Raw genomic sequence first — 1,322 nt, 5'->3', positions numbered from 1 at the left:
CACCGAGTGCGCGAGCACCGAGGCCGACCTGGCACGGGTGGGCGAGCGCTACACCTCCTGCTGCGACCCCCGCCTCAACCCCGCCCAGGCCCTGACCGCCGTCTCCGCCTGGACCCCCTGACCGTCCGAACACCCGGGCGGCACCCGCGCCCAGGACGGTTATGGCTGCATTCCAGCCGGATTCCGTCATCCCCAAAGATGGATCGCGCATCGTGGGCAGCGACCCGCCGGACAGCGTTGTCCGGCCCGCGCCCCCGATCTCGCCGGGCGTGCCGGAACCACCCGCACCATCCCCATGGACCGCCGGGCCGGCGCCCTCCCCCGAGCGTCGGCCCGGCTCCGGCCCCGCGCCCGGCAGGTCACGCGACACCGCACACAGAAGGACGAGTGGGAGTACTGATGCACAACTACGTAGTGGTCGACGCGTTCGCCCGACAACCCCTCTCCGGCAATCCGGTCGCCGTCTTCTTCGACGCGGACGACCTGAGCGCCGAGCAGATGCAGCGCATCGCGGGGGAGATGAACCTCTCGGAGACCACGTTCGTACTCGGACCCAAGCAGGGCGGGGACGTGCACGTGCGGATCTTCACGCCCGTCAACGAACTGCCCTTCGCCGGACACCCGTTGCTGGGCACCGCCATCGCGCTGGGCCGGCGCACCGACGCCGACCGGCTGCGGATCGAGACCGAGATGGGCATCATCCCCTTCGAGCTCGAACGCTCGGGCGGCCAGGTCGTCGCGACCAGCATGCGCCAGCCGGTGCCCGTGTGGGAGCCCTTCGACCGGGCCGACGAGCTCCTGGAGGCCCTCGGCATCCGCGAGTCGACGCTGCCGGTGGAGATCTACCGCAACGGCCCGCGGCACGTCCTGGTCGGCTTCGAGAGCTTCGAGGCCCTGTCCAAGGTGGACCCGGACCACCGCGCCCTGGCGAGCTTCCCGGACATGGCGACCAACTGCATCGCCGGTTCCGGCACCACGTGGCGCAACCGCATGTTCTCCCCCGCGTACGGGGTCGTGGAGGACGCCGCCACCGGCTCCGCCGCCGGTCCCATCGCCATCCACATCGCCCGGCACGGCCTCGCCTCGTACGGGCAGCACATCGAGATCACCCAGGGTGTGGACATGGGCCGCCCCTCCCCCATGGGTGCGCTGGTGCACGGCGAGGGCGACCGCGTCGACTCCGTCCAGGTCTCCGGCCACGGCGCCGTCGTGATCGAGGGAGTCATCCATGTCTGATCTGGCGCAGTCGCCCGCCCCGGCCAACGGCACGCCGGCCAACCGGCGTTCGGAGACCCTGACCGGCACCCTGGACGTGGCCTTCC

The 1,322-nt window shown here is 71.6% G+C and carries 1 protein-coding gene; it reads left to right on the top strand.

The genetic code is table 11. From position 1 onward, the window contains the following. The first annotated feature begins 399 nt into the window (after positions 1–399). Positions 400–1,236, top strand: coding sequence for a PhzF family phenazine biosynthesis protein (locus tag ACFYXE_RS38390; protein ID WP_361174634.1), 837 nt, complete (start codon positions 400–402; stop codon positions 1,234–1,236). The last annotated feature ends 86 nt before the right edge of the window (positions 1,237–1,322 follow it).

The organism is Streptomyces sp. NPDC002564 (assembly GCF_042889645.1).
In the GTDB taxonomy this organism is placed as follows: Bacteria; Actinomycetota; Actinomycetes; order Streptomycetales; family Streptomycetaceae; genus Streptomyces.
The sequence above is the reverse complement of the archived record's forward strand: the minus strand, read 5'-3'. Positions and strand labels throughout refer to the sequence as shown.